Consider the following 23334-nt stretch of genomic DNA (forward strand, 5'->3'; position numbering starts at 1 on the left):
CGGAGGGTACGGCAATACCTCGGGACGGCCCGGCGGGAAACCGTCAGGCCCCGCCGCCTCCGGGGGCGACGAGCCCCGACTCGTAGGCGCAGATGACCAGTTGGGCCCGGTCCCGCGCGCCCAGCTTGCCCATGATGCGGCTGACGTGGGTCTTCGCCGTGAGCGGGCTGAGGCCCAACGACTCGGCGATCTCGGTGTTGTTGAGGCCGCGGGCCACCAGCGTGAGCACCTCGCGCTCGCGCTCCGACAGACCCTCAGGGCCGCCGGTCGGCGGCGCGGCGGGGGCCCGCAGGACGCGGGCGATCAACCGCGAGGTCGGACCCGGCGAGAGCAGCGACTCGCCGGCGGCCACCGTCCGGATGGCGTCGAGGAGTTCGGCCGGCTTGGTGTCCTTGACCAGGAAGCCGGAGGCGCCCGCGCGCAGCGCCTCGATGATGTGCTCGTCGGTGTCGTACGTGGTCAGGACCAGGACCTTCACCCCCGCGAGGTCCTCGTCCTCGGCGATCAGCCGGGTCGCCTCGATGCCGTCGAGGTCGGGCATGCGGATGTCCATGACGACGAGGTCGGCGCGTTCGGCACGGGCCAGCTCCACGGCCTCGCGGCCGGTGCCCGCCTGGGCGACGACCTCCATGTCCCTGGCCGACTCGACGAGCATCGCGAAGGCCGCGCGCACCAGGCGCTGGTCGTCCGCGAGCAGGACCCGGATGGGCGTTCCCGTCATGCCTCGTCCCTCTCCCCCGCTGTCACGTTCCCCTCGGTCGCATTCCCCCGAGCCGCGTTCCCCCCGGTCATATTCCCCCGGGCCGCATTCCCCACCGTCGCACTCCCCGCCTTCACGTCCGCCGCCTCGACGGACCCGGTCCTGCTGTCCGCGGCTTCGGTCACCTCGGTGACCCCCGACTTCACACCCGCCGCCTTCACGTCCCCGTTCTGCGACAGACGCAGCGGCAGCACCGCGCGCACCGCGAAGCCGCCTTGCTCGCGCGGGGCCGCGTCCAGTGTGCCGCCGACGCTGCGGACGCGTTCGCGCATGCCGACCAGACCGTAGCCGGAGGTGGACGTCACCGGGGGCGCGGCGCCCGCGGGGCCGTCGTCCTCGACGCTCAGGCGCAGCCCCCAGCTCCCCTCGGGCCGTACGCTGACCGCGATCCGCACGCCCTGCCCCGCGTGCCGTACGGCGTTGGTCAGCGCCTCCTGCACGATGCGGTACACGGCCGCGCCCACCGCGGCCGGCACGTCCTCCGCCTCGACCGCCACGGACAGGGTCACCCGCGCGCCCGCCGTACGGGCCGATGCCGCCAGGTCGGGCAGTCCGTCAAGCCCGGGCAACGCCCCGCGCCCGTCCGGGAGTTCGGCCTCCCGCAGCACCTCGAGCGTGGAGCGCAGCTCGCCGCGCGCCGTGCGGCAGGTCTCGGAGATGTCGTCCAGCGCCTTCGCGATCGCCTCGCGGTCGAGCCGCTCGGGGTCGACGGTCAGGACGTGCGAGGCCACCGAGGTCTGCACACCGATCAGGGTGATGGAGTGCGCGAGCAGGTCGTGCAGGTCGCGGGCGATGCGCAGCCGCTCCTCGGCGACCCTGCGGGCGGCCTCCTCCTCGCGGGTGCGTTCGGCACGTTCGGCCCGTTCGACGATGGAGGCCACGTACTGCCGGTAGATGCGCACGTCGAAGCCGAGGAACAGGCTGGCGAACACCCAGCCCGCGGTCCGCAGGAACTCCATGGCCTCGTGCGGGTTGATCCCCCACATCACCGTGAGGATGAGGCCGAGCAGGCCGATGCCGACGACCAGGGTGCGCACGGGCCGGCTGGTGGCCCCGACCGTGTAGAGCGCGATGTAGGTCTGCGCGGACGGCGCCGAGTGGGCGAAGTCCTGGGTGTGGTACGGCAGGATCAGCGCGATCACGGCGAGCAGGCAGAGCCCCGAGTGGTGGCGCCGCCACAGCAGGGGCAGCGCGGAGGCCACGAGCAGCACCCAGCCGAAGCCTTCGGGCCGGTGCCCGGAGTCGATCTCCTGGCCGCTGCTGCCCGCGGGCGCGGTGACGAAGGCGAGGACCACGGAGTGCACCACGCAGAACAGCACGAGGACCAGGTCCTTGCGCAGCTGGTGCGGTGCGTCGCGCGGGTCGCGGTTGACGACGGCGAGGATGCGTTCGGTCAGCCGCGGGGGCCGGGCTCCCTGGCCCGGCCCCCGGCCGTGGACGGTTTCTGCGCTCACCCGTCCATCCTGCGGGATGCGTTCCCTCACGGTGCCCCTGCGGTGAGAAGCGGCTCGGTCCGCTCCGGTGCGGCCTGCGGCTTCTTCGACAGCGGGCCCGGCCACCAGACCTTCCGCCCGAGCGCCATGCTGGCCGAGGTGACCAGGTACGTGCGGACGAGGAAGGTGTCGAGCAGCACGCCGACCGCGATCACGAAGCCCATCTCGACCAGCTGGACGAGCGGCATGTTCATCAGGACCCCGAAGGTGGCCGCGAGCACCAGGCCCGCGGAGGCGATCACCGCTCCGGTCGTACGGAGCGCGGTGAGCGCGGCCTCCGGCGTGTCCATGCCCTTGAGTGCCTCCTCGCGCATCCGGTGCATCAGGAAGATCCCGTAGTCGACGCCGAGCGCCACCAGGAACACGAAGGAGATCAGCGGCAGTCCGGGGTCGGAGCCCTCGAAGCCGAAGACCGGTTCGAAGACGAGACCGCCGATGCCGAGCGCCGCACCCCACACCGCGACCACGGCGGCGGTGAGCAGCAACGGGGCGACCAGGGAGCGCAGGAGCACGATGAGGATCAGGAGCACCGAGACGAGGACGATCGGCACGACGACCTTGGTGTCCCGCGCGTTGGTCTCGTCGAGGTCGAGCTGCTGGGCGCTGGGCCCGCCGACCAGGCTGCCGTCGAGCGTGGCGCGCAGCTCCTCGATGGTGGCGGTCTCGCCCGGGGACTGCGGCGGGTCCTCGGCGATCACCGAGATCTCGGTCCAGGTGTCGCCGCTGCGGCCCTGCTCGGCCGCGGCCACCCCGTCGACTCCCTTGGCCCGGTCGAGGACTTGGGCCGCCTCGCCGGTCGGCGCGAGGACGGTGACGGGCTGCGTGGAGCGCTCCGGGTAGGCCTCGGCGAGCGTGGTCATCGCCCGTACGGCCTCGGGGGTCTTGGTGAAGGAGTCCTCCTGCTTGACGCTCCCGGACAGGTTGAACGCGCCGAGCGCGAGCGCACCGAGCACCGCGGCCGAGGTGGCGAGCACGGCGATCGGGCGGCGCTGCACCGAGGCGCCCATCGCGCCGAACAGGGAACGGCGCTGCTTGGGCTGCGACCCGTACGCGGGGATCAGCGGCCAGAAGACACGGCGGCCGAGCAGGACGAGCAGGGCAGGCAGGAGCGTGGTCATCGCGACCAGGGCGCACAGCACGCCCACGGCGGCCGTGGGGCCCATGCCGCTGCTGGAGTTGAGGTCGGCGGCGAGCAGGCAGAGCATGCCCGCGGCCACCGTGCCGGAGGAGGCGAGGATGGCCGGGCCGCAGCCGCGCAGCGCGGTGGCCATGGCGTCCGACGGCCTTTCCTGGCGCCGCAGTTCCTCGCGGTAGCGGGCGATGAGCAGCAGCGCGTAGTCGGTGCCCGCGCCGAAGACGAGGACCGTCATGATGCCGGTGGACTGGCCGCTGACGGTGATGTCGAAGGCCTGGTGCAGGCCGTAGGTCACGCCGAGGGACAGCGCGTCGGCGATACCGGCGACGACCAGCGGGACCAGCCACAGGAGCGGGCTGCGGTAGATCAGGATGAGCAGGATCGCGACGACGGCGACGGTGGTGTAGAGCAACGGGCCGTCGAGCGCGTTGTACACCTCGGAGGCGTCGGTCGCGAGCGCGCCCGGACCGCCGACGTCGACGCTCAGCCCGCCGCCGCCCTCCGCGACCTCGCGTACCTCGCCGACGAGCGCGTCGCGCAGCTTCTCGTCCGAGCCCGGCTCGTTGCTGACCACCGGGTAGAACAGCGTGTCACCGCTCTTCGACGGTACGGCCTCCGGCGGCGCGACCAGCTCGTGCTGCCCGGCGATCTGGTCGATCTGTGTCTGCGCGGTGGTCTTGTCGGCCGCGGTGAGCCCGCCCTCGCGGTGGTAGACCACGACGAGTTCGGTGGCCTCGCCGCCCGGCAACTGCTCCTGGATCCGGGCGACTTGGGTGGAGTCCGCGTTCGCCGGCAGGTAGTCCACGGCCCGGTCGCGCTGCACGTCGCCGGTCTTGCCCGCGAACGGCACGACCACCGCGAGCAGCACCACCCACAGGCCGAGCACCACCCAGGGGACCGCCCGCCTGCGTGCGCCCCTCTGCGTCTTCGCCCCCATGGCGAATCCCTCCCTCATCCCGTCGTCCCGTCGTCCGGCCCCGTGCCCGTCCGGTCAGTGCGCCGTCGGGGGCCGTCCACCAGACTCCCGGCCGCGGCGGCGGGGAACGTCGGGCGAGGGGGCGAGTTACGGGGTACTGCCGGGGGCGGCAACGGAGCGTGGTTACTCCCGCGGGAGTAACGGGGCCGCTCCGGATGAAGTACGCGGGGTCCGGCCGGCGGCATGTGTAGCCCCCGGCTTCGGGGGGAGCCGTGGGTGACGGTGCACCGCACGCCGGGGGTGCTCACATGACATCCACGGCACGGGCACGCCCGCCCCGCTGAACGGACCACGCATGCCTCTCCACGGAAACGACCGGCCCGACGCGTCCCGGCTCGTCGACCTCCTGCTCGACACCGAGACCCTGGACGGGTTCCTCACCGCGCTCGCCGAGCAGGCCTCCTCCCTGGCCCCGCGGGCCGACGGCTGCGGCATCACTCTGCAGCGCGCCGGGCGCTTCGTCACCGTGACGAGCGTCGGCAAGACGGCGCGCGAGCTGGACGAGCGGCAGTACGGCCTGGACGACGGCCCCTGTCTGCAGGCGTTGCGCACGGGCAAGGAGGTCCATGTCGGCGACCTCATGGACGAGGATCGCTGGGGTCCCTACCCCGCCCACGCGGTCGCGACCGGCACCCGCTCCTCCTCCTCGTTCCCGATCGCCGCCCACTCCGACACGGCCGGTGCCCTCAACCTCTACTGCCCCGAGGCCCACGGCCTGGACGACGTCGACAGGTCCGCGCTGCGCGCCCTGGCCGCCGAGGCGACGGGCGCCATCGAGCTGGCCCAACGCATGGCGCAGTCACGCCAGTTCACCGAGGACATCCAGCAGGCCCTGCGCAACCGGGGCGTGATCGACCAGGCCGTCGGCATCATCATCGCCCAGCAGCGCTGCACCGCCGACGAGGCCTTCGCGATCCTGCGGAGCACCTCCCAGAACCGCAACGTCAAGCTCCGTGATCTGTGCGCCGACCTGATCACCCGGGTCACCGGCCACCCGCCGCAGCCACCACCGGACTTCCGGCCACGCCCGCCCGAGGGATAGCCGGGCGGCCGGCAGACCGACGGGCGCAATCGGTCGGGCGATCGGCACAACCGGGCGGGCGGGCACTCGGCAGAGCGACTACCGATCAAGGAAAGGGCTCGCTACCCTCGGCCACGGAGTTGGGATGAAGCTCCGTGACCACACCGGCATCCCTGCTTCGCCCGTTCTCCCGCCAGGCGACTCGGATGTCCGGTGCCCGGCCGGAGCCCCATCGCCGACCAAGGCTCCGGCACCGCCCCTGCGGTGCGTTCCCGCACGATGCGCCGCAGGGGCACCTCCATACAGGTCCCGTGAGCGCGTACGAGCGGCCCGGTTACGAAGGCGTACGGGCCGACTCGAGCAGCCGCGTCACATCGTCCGCGCAGATCGTCAGCGCCCCGCCCACCGTCGCGAGCACCTCGCGCTCGGCCGGCGTGTACGGGCCGTCGGCGAGGGCGATCCGGGCCGCCTGGAGCAGGATCGACTCGCGTCCCGGCGCGGCGAGATGCGGGGCCAACGGGTCGAGCGCTTCGTGGAGTTCGATGGCGAGGGTGACCCCCGAGGGGTCGCACGGGCCGCCGGGCAGCCGCCCGGTGTCCTCGGCGAGCGCGGCGACCAGCGTGGTCAGCTGGTCCTCCGTACAGTCGTCGAACCCCGCCGAGCGCACCGCGCCGACCGCGCGCGAGAGCACCGTGGGCGAGGAGGTGCCGCCGGCCGCGAGCACCGCGAGCGCGACCGTGTGCACGGCGTCGCGCAGCATCGCGGAGAGCTTGAGCGTGGTGGGGTGGTCGAGCACGTCCGGCGCGAACTGGTCGCGGCACGAGGCGCATTCGACGACCGGCCCCGCCTCGCCGCGCGGCAGCAGCGGCACACCGAGCAGCGTGAAGCGCCGACGGCCGGTCCTGCGGCGGTAGTTGCGGTCCCCGCCGCAGCCGGGGCAGAAGAACTCGCCGTCACCGATGGTGGTCCATGCGGTACGGACACCGCAGACGCGCCCCAGTACACCGGGGTTTCGACCAAATCGTCCACTGGTCCGCACGCCACACCTCCGTAACGCTTCGGCAACGCTGCCGCGTTGGCGTGATGTTAGCCACATCAGTGAGAGCCCGTCAGCACCTTGGACGCCACATTGGCCAAGACCGGTCGTGAACGGAGCGGAACACTCCACGGCGGGGGCGCTCACCGGGCCCCGCACTCCGCACTCCGGGCCGCGCACGAAACACGGCGCCCCGCCCGCGGAACCGCGGACGGGGCGCCGTGCAGGGTGGGTCAGCGCGAGGCGCGGTTGACCGCCGAGACCACGGCCTTCAGGGAGGCACGCGTGGTGTTGGCGTCGATGCCGATGCCCCACAGGACCTTGTCGCCGATGGCGCACTCGATGTACGAGGCGGCCTGCGCGGAGGCGCCCTCGCTCATCGTGTGCTCCTGGTAGTCCAGCAGACGGGCGTCGATGCCGATGCCCTGGAGCGCGTGGAAGAAGGCGGAAATCGGACCGTTGCCCGTGCCCACCAGGGTGGTCTCCACGCCGTCCACCTCGGCCTCGACGGTCAGCGTGTCGATGCCGTCGCGGTCGGTCGTGGACTGCCCGTTGCGTACCTGGATACGGCCCCAGGCGTTCGCGGGGTTGGGCAGGTACTCGTCCTGGAAGGTGGCCCAGATGTCCTTCGGCGTGACCTCGCCGCCCTCGGCATCCGTCTTCGCCTGGATGATCTTCGAGAACTCGATCTGCATCCGGCGCGGCAGGTCCAGCTTGTGGTCGTTCTTCAGGACGTACGCGATACCGCCCTTGCCGGACTGCGAGTTGACCCGGATGACCGCCTCGTAGGAGCGGCCGACGTCCTTCGGGTCGATCGGCAGATACGGGACCGCCCACTCGATGTCGTCGACGGTGACGCCCTTGGCCTTCGCGTCGGCCTCCATGGCGTCGAAGCCCTTCTTGATGGCGTCCTGGTGGGAGCCGGAGAAGGACGTGTAGACCAGGTCGCCCACGTACGGGTGGCGCGGGTGGACCTCCATCTGGTTGCAGTACTCCCACGTGCGACGGATCTCGTCGATGTCGGAGAAGTCGATCTCGGGGTCGACGCCCTGGCTGAACAGGTTCATACCCAGGGTCACCAGGTCGACGTTGCCGGTGCGCTCGCCCTGGCCGAACAGGCAGCCCTCGACGCGGTCGGCGCCGGCCATGACCGCCAGCTCGGCGGCCGCCACGGCCGTACCCCGGTCGTTGTGCGGGTGCACCGACAGGCAGACGTACTCGCGACGGGACAGGTTGCGGCCCATCCATTCGAAGCGGTCCGCGTGCGTGGACGGAGTCGAACGCTCCACGGTGGCGGGCAGGTTGAGGATGATCTCGCGGCCCGGACCCGGCTGCCATACGTCGCAGACCGCCTCGCAGACCTCCAGGGCGAAGTCCAGCTCGGTGTCGGTGAAGATCTCGGGGCTGTACTGGTAGCCGAAGGTGGTGCGCTCGTCCAGCAGCTTCTCGGCGTACTCCATCACCAGGCGCGTGCCGTCCACGGCGATCTGCTTGATGTCGTCCTTGGAGCCGCGGAAGACCACCCGGCGGAAGACCGGCGCGGTGGCGTTGTACAGGTGCAGGGTCGCGCGCTTGGCGCCCTTCAGGGACTCCACGGTCCGCTCGATCAGGTCCTCGCGGGCCTGGGTCAGTACGGAGATCGTGACGTCGTCCGGGATGGCGCCCGGCTCCTCGATGATCGAGCGTACGAAGTCGAAGTCCGTCTGGCCGGAGGCCGGGAAGCCGACCTCGATCTCCTTGTAGCCCATCTTGACCAGCTGGTCGAACATCCGGCGCTTGCGCTCGGGCGACATCGGGTCGATCAGGGCCTGGTTGCCGTCGCGCAGATCGGTGGACAGCCAGCGGGGCGCCTTCGTGATGCGCTTCGACGGCCAGGTGCGGTCCGGGATGTCGACCTGCTCGTACTGCCCGTACTTGTGGATCGGCATGCCGGAAGGTTTCTGGTCATGCGTCTCGTTGGTGATGGGCGTCTCGTTGCCTGCGAATGCAGTCATGATGCGTAGGGCTCCTCATTGGTCCGCTCTGGGGCGGCCGACGGGTCGTAGCGCAACACCAAACTCCGCGGGGAGGGGGTCGGCCTACGTCTTACTGGCCCTCGCCGCGGCAGCTAAGGAGAAGCAGCCCGAAACGCATGATGCGAAGCAGCGTAGCCGAGGCGGACGCCGGACGTGGGACCGTTTCAGTATGCGGGACCGCGCGTACCCATCGGCGACGTATCGGACCAGAGGTGACGAATCCCTCGGAATGCCGGGTTCTTCGCCCGATCTCGCGTATCCCGTTCACCAATCATGGTTGCCGGTAGTGACAGGGTCATAACCCAGTGCCACTGTGCCGCCATGACCGCCAACCGACCAGGCTTCGAGCCTGTCTTCTGCACCATCGTGCCGCCGCACCTCCTCGACCGCCTCGCCCGGTCCGGGGACCCGCAGCTGTCCGCCGCCGCCCGCAGGACCCTCGTCGCGGACGCCGCGCAGCGCACCGCGCGCCGCCTCACCACGGTCGTCGGCGCCCCCTCGGTCGCCCCGCCCAAGGACGCGGCCCCGGACAAGCCGCACCGCACCATCCATGACGCGAAGCACAAGCAGGAGCTGCCCGGCAAGAAGGTCCGCGGCGAGGGCGACAAGCCCGGCAAGGACGCCACGGTCAACCGCGCCTACGCGGGCCTCGGCGCCACCTTCGAGCTCTTCCTGAAGGCCTTCGCGCGCAACTCCATCGACGGCGCGGGCCTCCCCCTGGTCGCCACGGTCCACTTCGGCGACGACTACGGCAACGCGTTCTGGAACGGCGAGCAGATGGTGTTCGGCGACGGGGACGGCGAGATCTTCCTCGACTTCACGATCCCGGTGGACGTCATCGGCCACGAACTCGCCCACGGCGTCACGCAGTACACCGCCAACTTCTCGTACTTCGGGCAGCCGGGCGCGCTGAACGAGTCGATGTCGGACGTCTTCGGCTCGCTCATCAAGCAGTACACGCTCGGCCAGAGCGCGGAGCAGGCCGACTGGCTGATCGGCGCCGGGCTGCTCGCGCCGCGCGTCACGGGCAAGGCGCTGCGCTCCATGAAGGAGCCGGGTTCGGCGTACGACGACGACGTGCTCGGCAAGGACCCGCAGCCGGCCACCATGGACGGCTATGTGCGCACCGGCCGCGACAACGGCGGCGTGCACATCAACTCGGGCATCCCGAACCACGCCTTCTACCTGGTGGCCGAGGCCCTCGGCGGCAACGCGTGGGAGCGGGCCGGGCAGATCTGGTACGACACGCTCACCGCGGGCGGCCTGGCGGTCGACGCGTCCTTCGAGGACTTCGCGAAGGCGAGCGTGGCGGCGGCGGCCTCCCGTTACGGGGAGGGCGAGGAGCACCAGGCGGTGGTGAAGGCCTGGTCGCAGGTCGGCGTGGCCTCGGCCTGATCCGGGGTGCGGGGCGGGTACCGCACCGGCCCGCCCCGTACTAGACAGGGAGCCATGCGTATCCAAGTCAGGCGTACGGGAGGATTCGGCGGCCTCGACCACCACCGCGAGGTGAACACGGCGGGCCGCCCGGACGCGGCCGAGTGGCACACCCTCGCGGAGGACGCGGTCGCCCAGGGCCGCCGCTCGCCCCCGATCGGGGTGCCCGACGGCTTCACGTACCAGATCACCGTCGACGGACGGACGGTGTACTGCGCGGACCCCCGGCTGACCGAGCCCCAACGCAGGCTGATCTCACGGGTGTTGAAGGAGGGCGCCTAGCGGCCGCCGCGCGCGTGTGCGGCGTCCGCGGGGTGAGCAGCTAGCGGCCGCGCTTCCGGTCGCGCCCTGCGCTCCAGGAGAAGAGCGCGCGGCCGATGCCCCGTACGGCGTCGATCACGAAGTCCAGCACGTCAGAACCCCAGTCGTCGCAGCTGCTTCGGGTCGCGCTGCCAGTCCTTGGCGACCTTGACGTGCAGGTCGAGGAAGACCGGCGTGCCGAGCAGCGCCTCGATCTGCTGGCGGGACTTCATGCCGACCTCCTTCAGGCGCCTGCCCTTGGGGCCGATGATGATGCCCTTCTGGCTGGGGCGCTCGATGAACAGGTTGGCGTGGATGTCGAGCAGCGGCTTGTCGGCCGGGCGGCCCTCGCGCGGCAGCATCTCCTCGACGACCACCGCGATGGAGTGCGGCAGCTCGTCGCGTACGCCTTCAAGGGCGGCCTCGCGGATCAGCTCGGCGACCATGACCTGCTCGGGCTCGTCCGTGAGGTCGCCCTCGGGGTAGAGCGGGGGGCTCTCCGGGAGCATCGGGATCAGCAGGTCGGCGACCAGCTGGACCTGCTTGCCCTTGACCGCCGAGACCGGGATGATCTCGGCCCACTCGATGCCGAGGTCCTTGCCGAGCTGGTCGATGGCGATGAGCTGCTCGGCGAGCGTCTTGGAGTCGACGAGGTCGGTCTTCGTGACGATCGCGATCTTCGGGGTCTTCCTGATCCCCGCGAGTTCCTTGGCGATGAAGCGGTCACCGGGGCCGAGCTTCTCGTTCGCCGGCAGGCAGAAGCCGATGACGTCGACCTCGGCCCAGGTGGTCCGTACGACGTCGTTGAGCCGCTCGCCCAGCAGGGTGCGCGGCTTGTGGAGCCCGGGGGTGTCCACCAGGATCAGCTGCGCGTCCTCGCGGTGCACGATGCCGCGCACCGTGTGGCGCGTGGTCTGCGGGCGGTTCGAGGTGATGGCGACCTTCTGGCCCACGAGTGCGTTCGTCAGGGTGGACTTGCCTGCGTTCGGCCGGCCGACGAAGCAGGCGAATCCTGCGCGGTGGCTCGCCTGCGGCTCGGGGGAAGGTGCGCTCATGCCGCCCATTGTCCCCGATGGCGGGGTGGGTGCCTGCCATGGGCTTGCCCTTACCGTTCCAGGTGCCCTGGATGCGGGGGTGCGCAGTTCCCCGCGCCCCTTTGATTGCGCCGTTGCGCCGCCTGTGATGGCGCCGTTGCGCCGCGTGTGCGGGGGCTGCGTGCGCGGCTGCCGGCCGGTGGCCCCCTCCCGCGCAGTTCCCCGCGCCCCTGGAGTGCGGGCTCCGCCCTGCACCCCTGCCGCCCGGCCCCAGCCCCGGACAGCGGCCGCTCTCCCCGCGCCCGTACGCCGAAAAAGCCCTCGGTCCTGTCAGCCCGCCGACGTACCCTTGGCAGTGCAAGGTCCGTCCGTCCGGGCGGAGTGCCGCACGAGGAGGACAACCTCAGGCCACAGTGCCGGCCCATGACTCAGACACCGACAGCTCAGCCCTCCGCGCAGGGCCCCGCTCGAGCCCACTTCACCGTGCCTGCCAAGCACCCCATGGTGACGGTCCTCGGCTCCGGAGACGCCCTGCTGCGTGTGATCGAGAAGGCCTTCCCGGCGGCCGACATCCATGTCCGGGGCAATGAGATCAGCGCCGTGGGCGACCGCGAAGAAGTCGCTCTCATCCAGCGCCTGTTCGACGAGATGATGCTGGTGCTCCGCACGGGGCAGCCGATGACGGAGGACGCAGTGGAACGCTCGATCGCCATGCTCAGGGCGAGCGAGAACGGGGAAGGGCCGGAGGAGACCCCGGCCGAGGTGCTGACGCAGAACATCCTGTCCTCGCGGGGCCGCACGATCCGGCCGAAGACCCTCAACCAGAAGCGCTATGTCGACGCCATCGACAAGCACACCATCGTGTTCGGCATCGGCCCCGCCGGTACGGGCAAGACCTACCTCGCCATGGCGAAGGCGGTGCAGGCCCTGCAGTCCAAGCAGGTCAACCGCATCATCCTGACCCGTCCGGCCGTCGAGGCCGGCGAGCGGCTCGGCTTCCTGCCGGGCACGCTCTACGAGAAGATCGACCCGTATCTGCGCCCGCTCTACGACGCGCTGCACGACATGCTCGACCCGGACTCGATCCCGCGCCTGATGGCCGCGGGCACGATCGAGGTCGCACCGCTGGCGTACATGCGCGGCCGCACGCTCAACGACGCCTTCATCATCCTGGACGAGGCCCAGAACACCTCGCCCGAGCAGATGAAGATGTTCCTGACCCGTCTCGGCTTCGACTCGAAGATCGTCATCACCGGTGACGTCACCCAGGTCGACCTGCCGAGCGGCACGAAGAGCGGTCTGCGCCAGGTGCAGGACATCCTGGCGGACGTCGAGGACGTGCACTTCTCGCGGCTCACGTCGCACGATGTCGTACGGCACAAGCTCGTCGGCCGTATCGTCGACGCCTACGAGAAGTACGACACCGAGCACGGCACGGAGAACGGGACCCACAAGGGCCGCCGGGAATCGGGCCGGGACTCCAAGCGGAAGTAGCGAACGCAGAGCCATGTCGATCGACGTCAACAACGAGTCCGGAACCGAGGTCGACGAGCAGGCGATCCTCGACATCGCCCGCTATGCGCTCGCGCGGATGCGGATCCACCCGCTCTCCGAGCTCTCGGTGATCGTGGTCGACAGCGATGCCATGGAGCAGCTGCACATCCAGTGGATGGACCTGCCGGGCCCGACGGATGTGATGTCGTTCCCGATGGACGAGCTGCGGCCGCCCATGAAGGACGACGACGAGCCGCCGCAGGGCCTGCTCGGCGACATCGTGCTCTGCCCCGAGGTCGCCGAGAAGCAGGGCAACGAGGCGCCGACCCGGCACTCCATGGACGAGGAGCTGCAGCTGCTCACCGTCCACGGAGTGCTGCACCTGCTGGGGTACGACCATGAGGAGCCGGACGAGAAGGCCGAGATGTTCGGGCTCCAGGCGGCCATCGTGGACGGCTGGCGCGCCGAGCGCGGCCTGACCGGTCCGTCCCCCGCTCCCACGGTCTCGTGAGTACGTCCCTGATCCTCGGCGTCGTCGCGCTGGTGATCGTCGCCTGGCTCGCCTCCTGCGCGGAGGCGGGCCTCGCGCGCGTCTCCAGCTTCCGCGCCGCCGAGGCCGTACGCCAGGGCCGCCGGGGCAGCGCGAAGCTGGCGCAGGTCTCGGCGGATCCGACGCGCTATCTGAACGTGGCGCTGCTCGTGCGGGTGGCCTGCGAGATGGCCGCCGCCACCCTGGTCACGTACGCCTGCCTCCAGGAGTTCGACGAGACCTGGCAGGCGCTGTGTGTGGCCATCGGCGTGATGGTGCTCGTCAGCTATGTGGCGGTCGGCGTCTCGCCGCGCACCATCGGACGCCAGCACCCGCTGAACACGGCCACGGCCGCCGCGTACGTACTGCTGCCGCTGGCCCGGATCATGGGCCCGATCCCGCGCCTGCTGATCCTGCTGGGCAACGCGCTCACGCCCGGCAAGGGCTTCCGGCGCGGCCCCTTCGCCTCCGAGGCCGAGCTGCGCGCGATGGTGGACCTCGCGGAGCAGGAGTCGCTGATCGAGGACGAGGAGCGCCGGATGGTGCACTCGGTCTTCCAGCTCGGCGACACCCTCGTACGCGAAGTGATGGTGCCGCGCACCGACCTGATCACCATCGAGCGGTACAAGACCATCCGGCAGGCGCTCACGCTCGCGCTGCGCTCCGGGTTCTCGCGGATCCCGGTGACGGGCGAGAGCGAGGACGACGTGGTCGGGATGGTGTACCTGAAGGATCTGGCCCGCAAGACGCACATCAACCGGGACGCCGAGTCCGAGCTGGTGTCGACGGCGATGCGGCCCGCGGCCTTCGTGCCGGACACCAAGAACGCCGGGGATCTGCTGCGCGAGATGCAGCAGGACCGCAACCACGTCGCCGTGGTCATCGACGAGTACGGCGGCACGGCCGGCATCGTCACCATCGAGGACATCCTCGAGGAGATCGTCGGCGAGATCACCGACGAGTACGACCGCGAGATCGACCCCGTCGAGCAGCTCGGCGACCAGCGCTTCCGGGTCACCGCGCGCCTTGACATCGAGGACCTCGGCGAGCTCTACGGGCTCGACGCCTTCGACGACGACGATGTGGAGACGGTCGGCGGACTGCTCGCCAAGGCGCTCGGGCGGGTGCCCATCGCGGGCGCGGAGGCGGTCGTGGACCTGCCCGACGGACGGGCGCTCAAGCTCACCGCGGAGTCCGCGGCCGGCCGCCGCAACAAGATCATGACGGTGCTCGTGGAGCCGGTGGAGGTACCGGAGGCGCAGGACGCAGGCGCCGGCGAGGACCGCTGACCGGCTCTTTGGAAGGGGCTCCCCCGTGACACCCGCCGAACTGCGCGCGTTCTGCCTGTCGTTCAATGCCGCGGTGGAGGAGTTCCCCTTCTCCCCGGAGATCTCCGTGTTCAAGGTGCTCGGGAAGATCTTCGCGCTGTCCTTCCTGGACTCCGCGCCCCTTCAGGTCTCGCTCAAGTGCGACCCCGAGGACGCGGTGCGCCAGCGCGAGCAGTACGCGGCGATTCAGCCGGGCTGGCATCTCAACAAGCGGCACTGGAACACGGTGACCGTGGACGAGCTCCCGGACGCCTTCGTCCGGGAGCTCGTCGAGGATTCGTACGACCTGGTGGTGGCGGGTCTGCCGAAGCGGGAGCGGCTGCGGCTCGACCGGCCCTGAACCCCCTTAACCCACCACGGACTTCGCGGGACCGGCGGCCCTGCGGCGCAGCCCGGCGGCGACGAGCAGTGCGGCGGCGAGCACGATCAGCGCGTCGATGCCGACCACCATGCGGTAGCCCGAGGTCAGGTCGCCGGCGGTGGTGGCGAGCACGCCGAGCAGCGGGATGCCCACGGTCAGGCCCAGCTGCTGGCTGCTGGTGACCAGGCCGGTGGCCAGGCCCTGCTCCTCGTCCGGCACGCCGGAGGTGACGGTGATGCCGTAGCCGATGATCGCGCCCATGTGGAAGAAGCAGGCGAGCGAGGCCACGGCCGTGGCGAGGACGACGCCGAGGGTGCCGGTGCCGGTCACGAGCAGCGCGGCCGTGAACACCGCCTGCCCGGCCAGGCCCGCCACGAGCACCCGGCGCGCGCCCAGCCGGCCGACGAAGCGCGGCACGAGCGAGCCGGAGACGGCCGCGGCCACGCCCTGCACACCGAAGACGACGCCGGTCTCGAACGGCGACAGGCCCAGGGTGTCCTGGAGGTGGAGGGTCAGCACGAAGACGATCGTGGTCATCATCGAGAAGGTGATCAGACCGCCCAGGTTGCCCCAGGCCACGCTGGGCCGGCGCAGCATCGGCAGGGAGACCAGCGGCTGTGCGGCCCGCGCCTCGACCCGGACGAACGCGGCGAGCAGCAGCACGCCCGCGGCCAGCGTGAGCTGGACGTCGAGGGTGCCGAAGCCGTGCTCGGCGGCCGTGGTCAGGGCGTAGATCAGGGCGAGCAGACCGCCCGTGACGGTGATGGCGCCGGGGACGTCGAGGCGCGGGCGCTCGGGGCTGCGGGACTCGGTGAGCAGGGCCGGGGCGAGCGGCAGCACGATCAGCGCGAACACGGCGAGCAGGCCCATCGTGGAGCGCCAGCCGAGGGTGTCGGTGAGGATGCCGCCGAGCACCATGCCGACGGTGAAGCCGAGCGACATCAGGGTGCCGGAGAGGGCGAGCGCCCGGTCGCGGGCCGGGCCCTCGGAGAACGTGGTGGTCAGGAGCGCCATGCCGGTGGGCACGATCGCGGCGGCGGCGATGCCCTGGAGGGCGCGCGCGGTGAGGAAGGACGCGGGGTCCCAGGCGAAGGTGGCGAGCACCGAGGCGGCGGCGAACAGGGCGAGCCCGGAGAGGAACAGGCGCCGCCTGCCGTAGAGGTCGCCGAGGCGTCCGGACAGGAGCAGGAAGCCGCCGGAAGGCAGCGCGAAGGCGGTCACCGCCCATTGCAGGGCCACGTCGCTCATGCCGAGGTCGGCGCCGAGCACGGGCAGGGCCACGTTCAGGACGGAGAAGTCGAGCGCGACCATGAACTGCGCGGCGCACAGCACGAAGAGGACGAGCTTGTCGCGGGCGGAGAGCCCGGCTGCGGGGCTCCCGGCGGGGTTACGGGCGGAACTCGCCGTATCCGGTGCGGAGTTGGCGGCGGGGGCGGAGGTGTCGATTGCCATGACCGAGATCCTCGGTCCGCCGGAATATCCGTGGAGAGTGGGAACTTATCCTGGTGGCCGCACCACCATGCAGCCGCGGGCCGTGCGTCCGCGCACCTGCGACCGCACCACCAGCAAAGCTCCGGGGGGAGAGCCTGTGACCGAGACCGCCGCGATGAAGGCCCACCGTCTGGCGGAGTTGCGCGAGTTCCTGATGAGCCGGCGCGCGAAGGTGACACCCGCCGAGGCGGGGCTGCCCGAGGGCGGGCGGCGGCGCACCCCGGGGCTGCGGCGCGAGGAGGTGGCGGTGCTCGCGGGGGTCGGCGCGTCCTGGTACCAGTGGCTGGAGCAGGGCCGCGACATCTCGGTCTCGCCCCAGGTGCTCGACTCGGTGGCCCGGGTGCTGCGGATGTCGAGTGCCGAACGGCGCCATCTGTACGTCCTGTCGGGGCTCAATCCGCCGGCCCTCGTCGTCGAGGAGACGGGCGGGGAGATGTGCGCGGGTCTGAAGCGGCTCATCGACGCGTGGATGCCGTATCCGGCGCACCTGATGGACCAGTACTGGAACTGCGTCCTCTACAACGACGCGGCCGCGATGGTTCTCGGCATGCGGCCGGGGACCCGGCAGAACTGCCTGATCGACTTCTTCACCGACGACCTCTACCGCGCGCGGGCGGTGCACTGGGAGGCCAACGCGGAGATCCTCGTGGCCCAGTTCCGCTCCGCCTGCTCCGAGGCCCCCGACGACGAGGGCTTCCGTGCGCTGGTGGAGGAGGCGAAGGAGCTCAGTCCGGAGTTCGCGGCGCTGTGGCAGCGGCGGGACATCTCGCCGGCCGGCCTGATGAACAAGCAGCTGGAGCACCCCCTGGTCGGCGAACTCCACTTCGAGTCCACTCAGCTCCGCGTCCCGGCCCGCCCCGACCTCGTGATCGTCCTGCACACCCCGCTCCCGGTCGCGGACACCGTACGCAAGCTGGAGTGGCTGTCGTCGCCGGAGGGGCGGCGGGGGTCGATGTATCCGCTGGCGGGGTGAGGCGGGGGCTTCCACAGGGGCGAGCGGTGGTCGGGACTTTGGTCCCTGCCGGTCGGGCCTTACGGCGCACAGTCGGGCTTTACCTCGCGTTTAGGTTTGAGGCACACCACCGCTTGAACGCCCTTCAGGAGACCCCGTGCGCACCCGTAACTCCCTTACCCTCACCGGAGTCTTGGCGGCAGCGGCGCTGACCGCCGTGGCCGGCTGCGGCGGGGCGGCGGACGCGGAGGAGAACCCGAAGTCCACGACGTCCCCGTCCTCCTCCGCCTCCGCTTCCCCTTCCGCGAAGCCGGCGGCTCCGCTGACCCAGGGGCAGGCCGAGGAGGCGCTGATCGAGGTGTCGGATCTGCCGGTGGGGTGGAAGGTGGATGCGGCGGGTGCCGAGGAGGCCGAGGGCGGCGAGGGCCCGGCGCTCAAGGCGGACAAGCCCCAGTGCCAGCCGCTCCTGGACGGTTCCTTCGGCGGCTCCGGGCCCCGTGCGAAGGCGGAGGCGTACGCCGCCTTCACCAAGGACGCGGACTACGGTCCGTTCCTCCTCGCCGGGGTCGAGGCCTTCACCGAGAAGCAGGCCGAGGCGCTGATGGAGCCCGTGGAGGCGACGGACGGCTGCGAGTCGTTCACGGGGTCCTACGAGGGCGATGAAGTCCTGTTCCGTACCCAGGAGTTGTCCGTTCCGCAGGTCGGCGACGGCGAGGCGTACGGGTTCCGGTTCTCGGTGGAGTACGAGGACGAGGACGGTTACGTGTGGGTCGACCAGACCGACACCGTGGTCGCCCGCGTCGGCGGGGCGATCCTTCAGGTCTCGCAGCAGAGCGACGGCGGCAACGACCAGGAGGCCTTCGACCGGGCCGTCGAGAAGCTGGTCGAGAAGACCCGGAAGGTCGCCGCCAAGGGTGCCGCGGGCGCCGGCGTCTGAGTCTCGTACCGTATTCGCACCTTTCACATCTGGAGAACCACACCGTGCGTACCACCCCGCGCCGCGGCGCCATAGCCGCGCTCGCCGTCTCGTCCCTGCTCTTCGCCGCCGCGTGCGGCGGTTCCGGCGGCAGCGGTGACAAGCCGTCCGACGGGAAGCAGAAGAAGGAGTCGGCGACGCCCTCGCCCGAGGCGAAGCCGCTGACCAGGAGCCAGGCGGAGGCCGCCGCTCTGGTGCTCAAGGACATGCCGTCCGGCTGGAGCCAGGACAAGTCGATGACCGACACCGAGGACGGCTCGACCGTGTTCGGTCTGGGCAAGGCCGAGAAGAAGCAGTGCCAGCCGCTGCTCGACCAGATCGTGCACCACCCCGGCACCCCGGCCGCGCAGGCCACGGTCGCCAAGTCGTACAACAAGTCGGACCTGGGCCCGTACCTGTCGCACGGCGTGTTCTCCTACACGGCCGAGGACGCCCTGGAGGCCATGAAGAACTCGGCGCTGCCGACGGGCTGCGACAAGTTCACGGTGGACTTCGAGGGCGACAAGGCCACCTTCACGTACAAGAAGCTCGACGTGCCCGCGGTCGGCGACGAGACGCTCGCCTGGCGTCTGATCGGCGTGGACGAGCAGGACCAGGTGCCGATGCAGTTCGACTTCGCAGCCTCCCGCGTGGGCAGCGCCATCTCCGTCACGCTCCTGACCAGCGTCGACAACAAGTCCGACACCCCCGCCTTCAAGGCGGCCTTCGAGAAGGGCGCGCAGCGGGTCGCGGAGGCGGTCAAGGCCGCCAAGTAGCCGGAGGAGCACCGGCCAGGACCTGCCCCCACGAACAGGGGGACTCAGGGAGGGACCCGGAGGGGAGAGCGCCCGGGTGCCGCTGTGGGAGACGGCGGCACCCGGGCGCTCCTGTGTCCGCGAACCAGGTGCTCCCGTGTTCCGGACCGGGCCGCCCCCCACCCGGGCCCCGCACAGCACCCCTCCGCACCGCTTCGTATGCTCGACGCATGACCGAAAGCACCCCCCTCGACCCCGAGGACCGCAAGATCGTCACGTTGGCGCGCAGCGCCCGTGCCCGTAACGAGGTGCCCGAGGGTGCCGCCGTACGCGACGAGACCGGGCGCACGTACGTGGCCGGCACCGTGGCGCTCGACTCGCTTCAGCTGAGTGCGCTGCGTACGGCCGTCGCGATGGCCGTCGCGAGCGGGGCGCGGTCCCTGGAGGCGGCCGCCGTGGTGAGCACGGTGGAAGCGGTTGCGGCCGAGGACCTCGCGGCCGTACGCGATCTCGGCGGGGCAGGGACTCCGGTTCTGCTCGCCGGCCCCGACGGGACGGTGCGGGCCACCACGCCGGCTGGCTGATTCCCGCGCCCAACTCCCCTTTTCGGAGGGGGAGTTGACTGACGGGTCAGTAACACGGATCGGCGGGGAAGTAGAAGAATCAAGAAGATTCCTCTTGCCTTCTTCCGCCGGTTCGGTCTCAATGGGCAGCGCTTACTTTTCCGACGGACCGTCAGATCTCCTGGGGCGGACGGGTACGGAGAGCAGAGCCGCCTCCTCGTACCGCATCGCCCGCCCCGCGTTCCGTGGGCATCCGCACCCACCTCACGGACGGTCTTTCGCGCGCCCTTCACGCACCCCTGCAGCGCCGTGCCCGCACGCCGGGCGCGGTGGGACTCCTTCGCGTGGAACGCGTGCGCCTCGTGCGGCATACGGCAACTCCCTCATGTGGAAGGGGAACCGAATGAGAGGCAGCAAGCTCGGGATCGGAACGCTGGCGGCGGGTGCGCTCGCCGCGGGCGCGCTGGCCTTCGCGCCGGCCGCCATGGCGGTGGCACCGGCCAAGGCCACCGCACCGTACGCCTGCGGAATGTGGGGCGGCGGCACGGCCGAACTGACCGCCACCCAGACCGGCAGCGCCCTCACCCTCCAGGTGAAGACGGCGGTCACCACGCCCATCGGCATCGGCGCGGGCGATGTGACCACCACGCTGCACATGACCCACAACGGCTCGGGCACCGCCACCTTCGGCGGCAGCAGCAACCCGGCCATCCCCGCGGGCGGCGCCTTCGACAGCGGCCCGCTGACCAGTGCGACCGCCTTCGCCGCCGGCGACACCCTGGACTCGTTCGTCGCCGCGACCCCGTCGCTGACCCTCGAGGTCTTCGGCACGACGGTCGAGTGCTTCGCGGACGACGTGCAGACGCCGGGGCCGTTCGTGGCCGACTGACCGCCGGGCCTGCCGACGGGCGGACGGTCACCGGTCCCGCTGATGATCACCGACTGACCGGCTGACTGCCCGGACCGTCAGATCGATCCGGCTCTCACGCGAGGACCGGTACCGCCGCGGAGCGGTACCGGTTCTTCGGCCTGTCCGGCGAAATGTGTGATCTTGACAGAACCTGATGGGTCATCAGTCGAAGTCTCCCGATTCCATTGACTTCTCACACAACCCGCACATCAATGGGCCCCTGTCGGCGCAGAAGAGCCGCTGCTCCGACGTCTCAGAGGAGGGGACGACATGCCTTCAGGGAAAGGGAGTTCCGGCGGGCGAAGACACCGCTGGGTGGCCGCGTTAGGTGCGGCCGCACTGGGGATCGTGGGAGGCGGGGCGTTCGCCTGTCCCGCCGTCGCGGTCCCCGCGAACGTCGATTTCACCACCGTCTGCACACCGCCGCCGATCGCGGGCATCCCGAACATCGAGGGGCCCACGACCGCGAAGGTGTCCGTGGACAACGCGGCACCCAAGGTGGGCGACACGGTCACCGTCACCTACGAGGTCGTCAAACCCGCCGCGGGCAACCCGATCGACTTCGATCTGCCGGCCAACATCATGAAGCCGTCCGGCAAGGTCGTGCTCGGCGGGGCGCAGAGCGGCGAGGTCGCGGTCGCGGGTCCGCGCGAGAACACTCCGGTGGGCGGTCTCGAACCGTTCCCCGGCTTCAAGATGACCGGGCAGTTCACGGTCACCGCCCCCGGCGCCATCACGCTGGCCCCGGGTGACTACAACATCAACACCAACTACATCATGGACCTCAACACTCCATGTGTGGTGAAGACCCCGCCCGCCCCGGTCTCCGAGACCATCACGGCCACGGGCGGCGAGGTGCCCACCAACCCGCGCACCATGACGCTGGACACCTCGTCCGGCGCGCCCGACGCGTGGGTGTTCGCCCGGCTCGCCAAGTTCACCCCCGGCGCGACCGTGACGCTGGCGGGCTGGAACGGCACGTCGATCACCGCGGACAAGGGCACCGGCACGATTCCCGACTCCGGCTCCCAGACCATGCGGATCAGGGTCAAGGACCCGGCGACGGTCGGCCTGGTGGCCTTCGAGGGCGACGCCTGGGACCCGGCGAAAGGCGCGGGTCCGGTCCCGTACACGGTGACCACACCCGGGGGCGGCGGGTCGAAACTGGACCAGAACCTCAAGTCCTCGGTGAAGGCCGGGCAGTTGACCATGACCCAGGGCGGCGACACCGTCCAGATGTCGGGGGTCGACTTCGGCACGGGCGGCCCGTCCACCGGTGCGCTGAACCAGGTGACGGTGAAGGACTTCCGCGGTGGCCCCGTGGGCTGGTCCCTGACCGGCAAGGTCACCGCGTTCACCGGACCCAACGGTGCGTCCATCGACGCGGGCAAGCTGAGCTGGACGCCCAAGTGCACCACCAAGGCGGGCAGTCCCAGCCAGTGCGCGGCCGGTTCGGAAGGCCCGGTCGGCAGCCAGGGCGCGACGCTCGCGCAGACGCCCAACGCCGCCATGACCGGTGGTGAGTTCCAGGTCGACGCCGGACTGTCGCTGAACGTACCGGAGTTCACGGCACCCGGTGAGTACGCGGGCGTGCTCACGCTCACCCTCACCTGACGGTCCCCCCTCAAGGCCTGCGCGCAGGCCTTCCTGTCAGGCATCCGCACCCTGTTCAGGCATCCGCACCCTGTTCACCGGCGGGCCGGCCCTCCACGGGCCGGTCCGCCACCCAACGTTCCGGGGGTCCGCGCACATGCACGTCACCAGATACGGCTCACCGCACTCCGGCCGGACGCTCCGGCCGTACGCGGCCCTTGCCGCCGCCTTCTCGCTCGTGGCCGCGCTGCTGCTCACGGTCGGCGCGCCCGCGCCCGCGTACGCCGCCGACAACGGCCGTTGGTCGGTCTACCCTTCGTCCGCCGAGCCCGGCGGGCGGCCCTACTTCTATCTCACGGCCGACCCCGGCACGACCCTGACCGACAAGGTCACCGTCACCAACAAGGCCGAGGAGCCGCTGACCTTCAAGCTGTACGCGGCCGACGCGTACAACACCGCGCGCGACGGCGGGTTCGCGGTGCGCTCGCCCGGTGAGAAGCAGCGGGGGGTCGGCGCCTGGGCCAAGCCGGCGAAGTCCCGCGTGACCGTGCCGCCGGGCGGCTCGGTCGACATCCCGATCACGGTCCACGTGCCCGAGAGCGCCGAGCCGGGCGACCACCCCGGGGCCCTGGTCGCCCTCGACGAGAAGATCGACCCGGCCGAGGGCGCGGTCGAGGTCGGGGTGCAGCGGGCGGTCGGCGCGCGGATCTATCTGCGCGTGGGCGGGCCCACCGTGCCCGGACTCGCCGTCGAGAACGTGAAGATGGAGCACGACAAGCCGTTGGTGCCGGGCTTCGGCAAGAGCACCGCCACGATCACGTACACGCTGCACAACCGTGGCAACGTCACGCTGAGCCCGAAGGTCGAGCTGAGCGCGAAGGGCCTGTTCGGGCGCAAGCTGCTCGACCGCGACCTGACGAAGGTCCCCCCGGAGCTGCTGCCCCGGCAGAAGGTGGAGCTGACCGAGCGCTGGGACGGGGCGCCTCAACTCGACTGGGGCGACGTGGAGTTGACGGCGCGAAGCCAGGACGTCGAGACGACGGGCTCGACCTCGTTCTTCGCCCTGCCGTGGCTGGTGGCGGCGCTCCTGTGCGGGGTGCTGCTCGGCGGGGGCGGGATGTGGTTCGCGAAGCGGCGCAAGGCGCGGCTGGCGGGGTGAGGCGCGGGGCGGGCGCTGCGGGATGAGAACCCGGCGGCCC

The 23334-nt window shown here is 71.0% G+C and carries 21 protein-coding genes; 14 read left to right on the top strand and 7 right to left on the bottom strand.

Annotated features, from left to right (window positions below; translation table 11 throughout):
* Nucleotides 1-43: 43 nt before the first annotated feature.
* Genes BLT97_RS22405 through BLT97_RS22415 form a run of 3 tightly spaced genes read right to left on the bottom strand, consistent with a single transcriptional unit; the run spans nucleotide 44 to nucleotide 4325 of the window.
* Nucleotides 44-721 carry a response regulator gene (locus BLT97_RS22405; RefSeq protein WP_093612956.1) on the bottom strand — a complete coding sequence of 226 codons (678 nt, stop codon included), beginning with the start codon at nucleotides 719-721 and terminating at the stop codon, nucleotides 44-46.
* The gene (locus tag BLT97_RS22410; protein WP_245769477.1) at nucleotides 718-2214 is read right to left on the bottom strand and encodes a sensor histidine kinase; all 1497 of its coding nucleotides are present in this window, start codon (nucleotides 2212-2214) and stop codon (nucleotides 718-720) included. The genes BLT97_RS22405 and BLT97_RS22410 overlap by 4 nt, the downstream gene beginning before the upstream one ends.
* A gap of 26 nt (nucleotides 2215-2240) precedes the next feature.
* On the bottom strand, nucleotides 2241-4325 hold the full coding sequence (locus BLT97_RS22415; protein ID WP_093612960.1) for an MMPL family transporter: 2085 nt from the start codon (nucleotides 4323-4325) through the stop codon (nucleotides 2241-2243).
* A gap of 334 nt (nucleotides 4326-4659) precedes the next feature.
* Between BLT97_RS22415 and BLT97_RS22420 the strand changes: the two genes are divergently transcribed.
* On the top strand, nucleotides 4660-5406 hold the full coding sequence (locus tag BLT97_RS22420; RefSeq protein ID WP_093612962.1) for a GAF and ANTAR domain-containing protein: 747 nt from the start codon (nucleotides 4660-4662) through the stop codon (nucleotides 5404-5406).
* Between the two features lie 313 nt (nucleotides 5407-5719).
* Here BLT97_RS22420 and BLT97_RS22425 read toward each other — a convergent pair whose 3' ends face one another.
* Both BLT97_RS22425 and leuA read right to left on the bottom strand, forming a co-directional pair.
* Nucleotides 5720-6481: a tellurite resistance TerB family protein gene (locus BLT97_RS22425; RefSeq protein WP_093612964.1), complete on the bottom strand. Its 762-nt coding sequence runs from the start codon at nucleotides 6479-6481 to the stop codon at nucleotides 5720-5722.
* Between the two features lie 173 nt (nucleotides 6482-6654).
* Nucleotides 6655-8415 (bottom strand): 2-isopropylmalate synthase, encoded by a 1761-nt coding sequence (gene leuA, locus BLT97_RS22430; RefSeq protein WP_093612966.1) that lies wholly within the window; start codon nucleotides 8413-8415, stop codon nucleotides 6655-6657.
* Between the two features lie 342 nt (nucleotides 8416-8757).
* Between leuA and BLT97_RS22440 the strand changes: the two genes are divergently transcribed.
* On the top strand, nucleotides 8758-9831 hold the full coding sequence (locus BLT97_RS22440; RefSeq protein ID WP_093612968.1) for a M4 family metallopeptidase: 1074 nt from the start codon (nucleotides 8758-8760) through the stop codon (nucleotides 9829-9831).
* A gap of 54 nt (nucleotides 9832-9885) precedes the next feature.
* Nucleotides 9886-10152 carry a protealysin inhibitor emfourin gene (locus BLT97_RS22445; RefSeq protein ID WP_093612970.1) on the top strand — a complete coding sequence of 89 codons (267 nt, stop codon included), beginning with the start codon at nucleotides 9886-9888 and terminating at the stop codon, nucleotides 10150-10152.
* A gap of 131 nt (nucleotides 10153-10283) precedes the next feature.
* On the opposite strand, the gene era is transcribed toward BLT97_RS22445, so the two are convergent.
* Nucleotides 10284-11234 (bottom strand): GTPase Era, encoded by a 951-nt coding sequence (gene era, locus BLT97_RS22450; RefSeq protein ID WP_176953857.1) that lies wholly within the window; start codon nucleotides 11232-11234, stop codon nucleotides 10284-10286.
* A gap of 393 nt (nucleotides 11235-11627) precedes the next feature.
* On the opposite strand from era, the gene BLT97_RS22455 reads away from it, so the two are divergent.
* Genes BLT97_RS22455 through BLT97_RS22470 form a run of 4 tightly spaced genes read left to right on the top strand, consistent with a single transcriptional unit; the run spans nucleotide 11628 to nucleotide 14895 of the window.
* Nucleotides 11628-12698 carry a PhoH family protein gene (locus BLT97_RS22455; RefSeq protein ID WP_093612972.1) on the top strand — a complete coding sequence of 357 codons (1071 nt, stop codon included), beginning with the start codon at nucleotides 11628-11630 and terminating at the stop codon, nucleotides 12696-12698.
* Nucleotides 12699-12711: 13 nt separating this feature from the next.
* A complete protein-coding gene (gene ybeY, locus BLT97_RS22460; protein ID WP_093612974.1) occupies nucleotides 12712-13209 on the top strand; it encodes an rRNA maturation RNase YbeY in 498 nt (165 codons plus the stop codon).
* Complete coding sequence (locus BLT97_RS22465) at nucleotides 13206-14516, top strand: hemolysin family protein (protein WP_093612976.1); 1311 nt, start codon at nucleotides 13206-13208, stop codon at nucleotides 14514-14516. The genes ybeY and BLT97_RS22465 overlap by 4 nt, the downstream gene beginning before the upstream one ends.
* A 25-nt stretch (nucleotides 14517-14541) precedes the next feature.
* Nucleotides 14542-14895 carry an MmcQ/YjbR family DNA-binding protein gene (locus tag BLT97_RS22470; protein ID WP_093612978.1) on the top strand — a complete coding sequence of 118 codons (354 nt, stop codon included), beginning with the start codon at nucleotides 14542-14544 and terminating at the stop codon, nucleotides 14893-14895.
* Nucleotides 14896-14901: 6 nt separating this feature from the next.
* Here the strand turns inward: BLT97_RS22470 and BLT97_RS22475 are convergent, their stop codons facing one another.
* Nucleotides 14902-16368: an MFS transporter gene (locus BLT97_RS22475; RefSeq protein WP_093612980.1), complete on the bottom strand. Its 1467-nt coding sequence runs from the start codon at nucleotides 16366-16368 to the stop codon at nucleotides 14902-14904.
* A 154-nt stretch (nucleotides 16369-16522) separates the two neighbouring features.
* On the opposite strand from BLT97_RS22475, the gene BLT97_RS22480 reads away from it, so the two are divergent.
* The 7 genes from BLT97_RS22480 (at nucleotide 16523) to BLT97_RS22510 (ending at nucleotide 23294) form a co-directional block, all read left to right on the top strand.
* The gene (locus BLT97_RS22480; RefSeq protein WP_093613265.1) at nucleotides 16523-17380 is read left to right on the top strand and encodes a helix-turn-helix transcriptional regulator; all 858 of its coding nucleotides are present in this window, start codon (nucleotides 16523-16525) and stop codon (nucleotides 17378-17380) included.
* Between the two features lie 136 nt (nucleotides 17381-17516).
* Complete coding sequence (locus BLT97_RS22485) at nucleotides 17517-18296, top strand: hypothetical protein (RefSeq protein ID WP_143041368.1); 780 nt, start codon at nucleotides 17517-17519, stop codon at nucleotides 18294-18296.
* A 44-nt stretch (nucleotides 18297-18340) separates the two neighbouring features.
* Nucleotides 18341-19090 carry a hypothetical protein gene (locus BLT97_RS22490; RefSeq protein ID WP_093612984.1) on the top strand — a complete coding sequence of 250 codons (750 nt, stop codon included), beginning with the start codon at nucleotides 18341-18343 and terminating at the stop codon, nucleotides 19088-19090.
* A gap of 209 nt (nucleotides 19091-19299) precedes the next feature.
* Nucleotides 19300-19653, top strand: coding sequence for a cytidine/deoxycytidylate deaminase family protein (locus BLT97_RS22495; RefSeq protein ID WP_093612986.1), 354 nt, complete (start codon nucleotides 19300-19302; stop codon nucleotides 19651-19653).
* A 382-nt stretch (nucleotides 19654-20035) separates the two neighbouring features.
* A complete protein-coding gene (locus BLT97_RS22500; protein ID WP_093612988.1) occupies nucleotides 20036-20521 on the top strand; it encodes a hypothetical protein in 486 nt (161 codons plus the stop codon).
* Nucleotides 20522-20812: 291 nt separating this feature from the next.
* Entirely contained in the window at nucleotides 20813-22156 is a 1344-nt protein-coding gene (locus BLT97_RS22505) for a beta-xylosidase (RefSeq protein ID WP_093612990.1), read from the top strand.
* A 136-nt stretch (nucleotides 22157-22292) separates the two neighbouring features.
* On the top strand, nucleotides 22293-23294 hold the full coding sequence (locus BLT97_RS22510) for a WxL protein peptidoglycan domain-containing protein (protein ID WP_093612992.1): 1002 nt from the start codon (nucleotides 22293-22295) through the stop codon (nucleotides 23292-23294).
* The last annotated feature ends 40 nt before the right edge of the window (nucleotides 23295-23334 follow it).

The sequence above is a fragment of the Streptomyces indicus genome (genome assembly GCF_900100315.1).
Taxonomy (GTDB): Bacteria; Actinomycetota; Actinomycetes; order Streptomycetales; family Streptomycetaceae; genus Streptomyces; species Streptomyces indicus.

Excerpts from the sequence above, each read along its gene's own strand:
- BLT97_RS22405 (WP_093612956.1), bottom strand. The coding sequence starts at position 721 with ATGACGGGAACGCCCATCCGGGTCCTGCTCGCGGACGACCAGCGCCTG.
- BLT97_RS22415 (WP_093612960.1), bottom strand. The coding sequence starts at position 4,325 with ATGGGGGCGAAGACGCAGAGGGGCGCACGCAGGCGGGCGGTCCCCTGG.
- BLT97_RS22420 (WP_093612962.1), top strand. The coding sequence starts at position 4,660 with ATGCCTCTCCACGGAAACGACCGGCCCGACGCGTCCCGGCTCGTCGAC.
- BLT97_RS22425 (WP_093612964.1), bottom strand. The coding sequence starts at position 6,481 with ATGTGGCTAACATCACGCCAACGCGGCAGCGTTGCCGAAGCGTTACGG.
- leuA (WP_093612966.1), bottom strand. The coding sequence starts at position 8,415 with ATGACTGCATTCGCAGGCAACGAGACGCCCATCACCAACGAGACGCAT.
- BLT97_RS22440 (WP_093612968.1), top strand. The coding sequence starts at position 8,758 with ATGACCGCCAACCGACCAGGCTTCGAGCCTGTCTTCTGCACCATCGTG.
- BLT97_RS22445 (WP_093612970.1), top strand. The coding sequence starts at position 9,886 with ATGCGTATCCAAGTCAGGCGTACGGGAGGATTCGGCGGCCTCGACCAC.
- era (WP_176953857.1), bottom strand. The coding sequence starts at position 11,234 with ATGGGCGGCATGAGCGCACCTTCCCCCGAGCCGCAGGCGAGCCACCGC.
- BLT97_RS22455 (WP_093612972.1), top strand. The coding sequence starts at position 11,628 with ATGACTCAGACACCGACAGCTCAGCCCTCCGCGCAGGGCCCCGCTCGA.
- ybeY (WP_093612974.1), top strand. The coding sequence starts at position 12,712 with ATGTCGATCGACGTCAACAACGAGTCCGGAACCGAGGTCGACGAGCAG.
- BLT97_RS22475 (WP_093612980.1), bottom strand. The coding sequence starts at position 16,368 with ATGGCAATCGACACCTCCGCCCCCGCCGCCAACTCCGCACCGGATACG.
- BLT97_RS22480 (WP_093613265.1), top strand. The coding sequence starts at position 16,523 with ATGAAGGCCCACCGTCTGGCGGAGTTGCGCGAGTTCCTGATGAGCCGG.
- BLT97_RS22495 (WP_093612986.1), top strand. The coding sequence starts at position 19,300 with ATGACCGAAAGCACCCCCCTCGACCCCGAGGACCGCAAGATCGTCACG.
- BLT97_RS22500 (WP_093612988.1), top strand. The coding sequence starts at position 20,036 with ATGAGAGGCAGCAAGCTCGGGATCGGAACGCTGGCGGCGGGTGCGCTC.
- BLT97_RS22505 (WP_093612990.1), top strand. The coding sequence starts at position 20,813 with ATGCCTTCAGGGAAAGGGAGTTCCGGCGGGCGAAGACACCGCTGGGTG.
- BLT97_RS22510 (WP_093612992.1), top strand. The coding sequence starts at position 22,293 with ATGCACGTCACCAGATACGGCTCACCGCACTCCGGCCGGACGCTCCGG.